This window comes from Polaromonas sp. P1_E1_2 (genome assembly GCF_056406035.1).
Genome location: NZ_JBFUAZ010000322.1, coordinates 1 through 4,709 on the forward strand (window position 1 = coordinate 1; position 4,709 = coordinate 4,709).

Genomic DNA, 4,709 nt, shown 5'->3' on the forward strand with positions numbered 1-4,709 from the left:
CCTGCACCGCAGTGACCTTGTATTCCGGGCAGTTGGTGGCCCAGTCGGAGCTGTCGGTGGTGATGACGTTGGCGCCCGATTCGGGGAAGTGGAAGGTGGTGTAGACCACGCCCGGCTGCATGCGTTCGGTGATCACTGCACGCAATACCGTTTGCCCGGCACGGCTTTCAATGCCCACCCAGTCGTCAGGCTTGATGCCCCGGTCTTCCGCGTCGTGCGGATGAATCTCCAGCCGGTCTTCGCTGTGCCACTGGTTGTTGTCGGTGCGGCGCGTCTGGGCGCCGACGTTGTACTGCGACAGGATGCGGCCGGTGGTGAGCAGCAGCGGGAATTTGCGCGTGACCTTTTCATCCGTGGCGACGTACTGCGTGATGATGAAGCGGCCTTTGCCGCGCACAAACTTGTCCTTATGCATGAACTCGGTGCCGAGCTCTGCCGTGTCTTCGTTGCAAGGCCACTGCACGCTGCCGTGCTTTTCGATCTTGGCAAAGGTCACGCCGCGAAAAGTCGGCGTCAGCGCCGCGATCTCGGCCATGATGTCGCGCGGATGCACGTACTTCATCGGATAGCCCAGCGCATTGGACAGCTTGACGGTGACTTCCCAGTCGGCCAGCCCCGCCTTGGGCGGCATGACCTTGCGCACGCGCGAGATGCGCCGCTCGGCATTGGTGAAGGTGCCGTCTTTTTCCAGGAAGGAAGAACCAGGCAAAAACACATGCGCGTACTTGGCGGTTTCGTTCAGGAAGATGTCCTGCACCACGATGCATTCCATCGAGGTGAGGGCCTTGGCCACGTGCTGGGTGTCGGGGTCGGACTGCACGATGTCTTCGCCCTGGCAATACAGGCCCAGGAAGCTGCCGGCCACGGCCGCGTCAAACATGTTCGGGATGCGCAGGCCGGGCTCTTCGTTCAGCGTCACGCCCCAGGCTGTTTCGAATTCGGCGCGCACCGTGCTGTCGGACACATGGCGGTAGCCCGGCAGTTCATGCGGGAAAGAACCCATGTCGCAGGCGCCCTGCACATTGTTCTGGCCGCGCAGCGGGTTCACACCCACACCTTCGCGGCCCACATTGCCGGTGGCCATGGCCAGGTTGGCAATGCCCATGACCATGGTCGATCCCTGTGCGTGCTCCGTCACGCCCAGGCCGTAGTAAATGGCAGCATTGCCGCCTGTGGCGTAGAGGCGGGCGGCTGCGCGAACRTCTGCCGCGGGCACGCCGGTGACGGCTTCCATGGCTTCAGGAGAATTGTCGGGGCGGGCCACAAACTCGCGCCATTCGCGGAATGACTTTTCGTCGCAGCGCTCGGCAATATAGTCGCCGGCCAGCAGGCCTTCCGTCACCACCACATGGGCCAGCGACGAGATCATGGCCACGTTGGTGCCGGGTCGCAACTGCAGGTGAAACTCAGCCTCCACGTGCGGGGAACGCACGATGTCGATCTGGCGCGGATCCACCACGATCAGCCGTGCGCCTTCTCGCAGGCGCTTTTTCATGCGCGAGGCAAACACCGGGTGGCCGTCGGTCGGGTTGGCGCCGATGATCAGGATCACGTCGGCCTTTTCAACCGACTTGAAGGTCTGTGTGCCGGCGGAGGTGCCATAGGTCTGGCTCAGTCCGTAACCGGTSGGCGAGTGGCAGACGCGGGCGCAGGTGTCGACATTGTTGTTGCCGAAAGCGGCGCGCACCAGCTTTTGCACCAGGTAGGTTTCTTCGTTGGTGCAGCGCGACGAGGTGATGCCGCCAATCGAATCCTTGCCGTGCTCGGCCTGGATGCGGCGGAACTCGCTCGCGGCGTAGTTGATGGCCTCGTCCCAGCTCACTTCCTGCCACGGGTCGCTGATGTTTTTGCGGATCATGGGCTTGGTGATGCGGTCCTTGTGGGTGGCGTAGCCCCAGGCAAAACGGCCCTTGACGCAGGCATGGCCTTCGTTGGCTTTGCCGTCTTTCCACGGCACCATGCGCACCACTTCATTGCCCTTCATCTCGGCCTTGAAGGCACAACCCACGCCGCAGTAAGCGCAGGTGGTGATCTTGTTGTGCTCGGGCTGGCCCAGCATGATGACGGTTTTTTCTTGCAGCGTGGCGGTGGGGCAGGCCTCGACGCAGGCGCCGCAGCTCACGCATTCGGATTCCATGAAGGGCTGGTCTTGTCCCGGCGACACGCGCGACTCAAAGCCGCGGCCGCTGATGGTCAGTGCAAACGTACCCTGGGTTTCTTCGCAGGCGCGCACGCAACGGTTGCACACAATGCATTTGGAGGCGTCGTAGCTGAAGTAGGGGTTGGAATTGTCGATTGCCGGCTTGCTCTCGTTGCGGAAATGGTTGGCGCCCTCCATGCCGTAACGTACTTCGCGCAGCCCGGTCACGCCGGCCATGTCCTGCAGCTCACAGTTGCCGTTGGCCGAACAGGTCAGGCAGTCCAAGGGGTGATCAGAGATGTAGAGCTCCATCACGCCCTTGCGCAGCTCTTGCAGGCGCGGCGACTGGGTACGCACCTTCATGCCGGCTTCTGCCGGTGTGGTGCAAGAGGCCGGAAAGCCCTTGCGTCCATCAATTTCAACCATGCACAAGCGGCAGGAGCCAAAAGGCTCCAGACTGTCGGTGGCGCACAGCTTGGGCACCTGGATGCCTGCATCGACCGCGGCGCGCATGAGCGAAGTGCCAGCGGGAACCGTGACGCTTTCGCCGTCGATCTCCAGCGTGACTTCCTGGGTGGACTCGCGTTTGGGGGTGCCGTAATCGGTTTCTTTGAGGTGTTCGAGCATGGGGGTCTCCTGTGCGTCTTGTTGGGGTGCTGCCGTTGCTGTCGGTTCAGGCGGCTTTGCGATCCGGCACGGTCATGCCGAAGTCCTGCGGGTAATGGTCGAGTGCCGAAAGCACCGGGAAAGGCGTCATGCCGCCCATGGCGCACAGCGAGCCGTGAACCATGGTGTCGCACAGATCGCGCAGCAGCTTGATTTGCTGCGGACGCTGCTCCCCTGGGCCGTTGGCGATGCGGTCTATCACTTCCACGCCGCGGGTGGAGCCGATGCGGCACGGCGTGCACTTGCCGCAGGATTCGATCGCGCAAAACTCCATCGCGTAGCGCGCCAGGCTGGCCATGTCGGCCGTGTCGTCGTGCACCACGATGCCGCCATGGCCCACCACTGCGCCCACGGCCGCATAGGCTTCGTAGTCAAGCGGCGTGTCCCATTGCGATTCAGGCACATAGGCGCCCAGCGGGCCGCCGACCTGCACCGCCTTGATGGGCCGGCCTGAGGCCGAACCGCCACCGTAGTCGTACATCAGCTCGCGCAAGGTCACGCCGAAGGCTTTTTCGACCAGCCCGCCGAATCTGATGTTGCCGGCCAGCTGGATGGGCAGGGTGCCCCTGGAGCGGCCCACACCATAGTCTTTGTAAAACGTGGCGCCGCGCGACAGGATGATGGGCACCGAAGCAAAGGTAATGACGTTGTTGATCACGCTCGGCTTGCCGAACAGGCCCTGGATGGCAGGAATCGGCGGCTTGGCACGCACGATGCCGCGTTTGCCTTCCAGGCTTTCCAGCATGGCGGTTTCTTCGCCGCAGACATACGCGCCCGCAGCCTTGCGCACATGCAGGTGAAAGCTGTGGCCCGAGCCGAGGATGTTGTCGCCCAGAAAGCCGCCCGCCTCGGCGATGGTGATGGCCTCGCGCATGGTCGCCACCGCGTGGGGATATTCAGAGCGGATGTAGACATAACCCTGCGTGGCGCCGGTGGCCACCGCGGCAATCGTCATGCCTTCGATCAGCACGAAGGGGTCACCCTCCATTGTCATGCGGTCGGAATACGTGCCTGAGTCGCCTTCGTCGGCGTTGCAAACCACATATTTCTGGCTGGCTTTCAGGCCCGCCACGGTTTTCCATTTGATGCCAGCCGGAAACGCCGCACCGCCGCGTCCGCGCAGGCCGGCGTCCAGCACCTGCTGCACGATCTCTGTGGCGGGAAGCCCCAGGGCATGGCGCAAGCCGGCATAGCCTTCGTGCGCCTGGTAGTCGGCCAGCGACAGCGGGTCCGTCACGCCCATGCGTGCGAAAGTCAGGCGCTCCTGCCTTTTCAGGTACGGAATCTCTTCGGTCAGGCCCAGCTGCAACACATGCATGCCGCCCAACTGAAAGCCAGCGTCAAAAAGGCCGGCCACGTCCTCAACCTCCACGGGCCCGTAGGCGATGCGGCCTGCACCGGTCTGCACCTCGACCATGGGCTCCAGCCAGAACAGGCCGCGGGAGCCATTGCGCACCAGCTCAATGCCGACACCGCGTTTTGCAGCCTCGGCAGAGATAGCTGCAGCCACCTCATCAGCACCCGCAGCCAGTGCGGCGGAGTCGCGGGGCACGTAAATCTTGATGCTCATGCGGCGCTCCCTGCTTGCGCCACCAGGCGATCGAACTTTTCAATCCCGACGCGAGCATGGACCTTGTCGTCCAGCGTCATCGCGGGGGACTGCGCGCACAAGCCGAGGCAATACACCGGCTCAACCGTGAAGGCGCCATCTTGGGTGGGCCCATGGCCGTCGCTGCCCAGGTGGGAGCAGGCATGCGACCAGAGGGCGTCTGAGCCCATGGCTTTACAGCTCTCGGCGCGGCAGATCCGCACCACATGCCGTCCGGGCGGCTCGGAGCGAAAGTAGTGGTAGTACGTCACCACGCCATGAACCTCAGCACGTGACAGGTTCAAGGCTTCGGCG

The 4,709-nt window shown here is 63.4% G+C and carries 3 protein-coding genes; all 3 read right to left on the reverse strand.

Going from position 1 to position 4,709, the window contains the following annotated elements:
- A partial coding sequence (fdhF, locus tag AC1D1P_RS14660) for a formate dehydrogenase subunit alpha (RefSeq protein WP_477673490.1) occupies nucleotides 1-2,767 on the reverse strand: 2,767 nt, incomplete at its 3' end.
- Nucleotides 2,768-2,813: 46 nt separating this feature from the next.
- Nucleotides 2,814-4,376 (reverse strand): formate dehydrogenase beta subunit, encoded by a 1,563-nt coding sequence (locus AC1D1P_RS14665; RefSeq protein ID WP_477673491.1) that lies wholly within the window; start codon nucleotides 4,374-4,376, stop codon nucleotides 2,814-2,816.
- A partial coding sequence (locus AC1D1P_RS14670; RefSeq protein ID WP_477673492.1) for an NAD(P)H-dependent oxidoreductase subunit E occupies nucleotides 4,373-4,709 on the reverse strand: 337 nt, incomplete at its 5' end. The genes AC1D1P_RS14670 and AC1D1P_RS14665, both read right to left, overlap by 4 nt.

Coding starts and splice junctions, on each gene's coding strand:
- AC1D1P_RS14665 (WP_477673491.1), bottom strand. CDS start 4,376: ATGAGCATCAAGATTTACGTGCCCCGCGACTCCGCCGCACTGGCTGCG.